Origin of the sequence: Achromobacter sp. SIMBA_011 (assembly GCF_046535435.1) — a bacterium.
Lineage (GTDB): Bacteria > Pseudomonadota > Gammaproteobacteria > Burkholderiales > Burkholderiaceae_B > Achromobacter > Achromobacter dolens.
The window spans coordinates 1-335 of record NZ_JAWRWN010000171.1 but is presented as its reverse complement, the minus strand read 5'-3'; the positions used below and the strand labels follow the sequence as shown (position 1 = coordinate 335).

The 335-nt window shown below is 61.8% G+C and carries 1 pseudogene; it reads left to right on the top strand.

The window, feature by feature from the left end:
* Positions 1–335, top strand: a pseudogene (locus tag SB816_RS30420) (IS21 family transposase); the annotation flags it as partial.

The following is a 335-nucleotide window of genomic DNA, read 5'->3' as shown; positions in this document are numbered from 1 at the left end:
ATGGCTGCTATTCACGGGTGACCGATTTCATCCGGGCTTGGCGGCAAGGCGAAGGCAAAGCGGTTTCGAAGTCGGCGTTTGTGCCGTTGCGGTTCGAGCTCGGCGAAGCGTTCCAGTTTGACTGGTCCGAGGAAGGACTGGTTGTCGGCGGCATTTACCGCAAACTGCAGGTGTCGCACATGAAGCTGTGCGCGTCGCGGGCGTTCTGGCTCGTGGCCTACCCGAGCCAGGGTCACGAGATGCTGTTCGACGCCCATACGCGCTCGTTCATGGCCTTCGGCGGGGTGGCCCGCCGTGGCATCTACGACAACATGAAGACGGCTGTCGACAAGGTC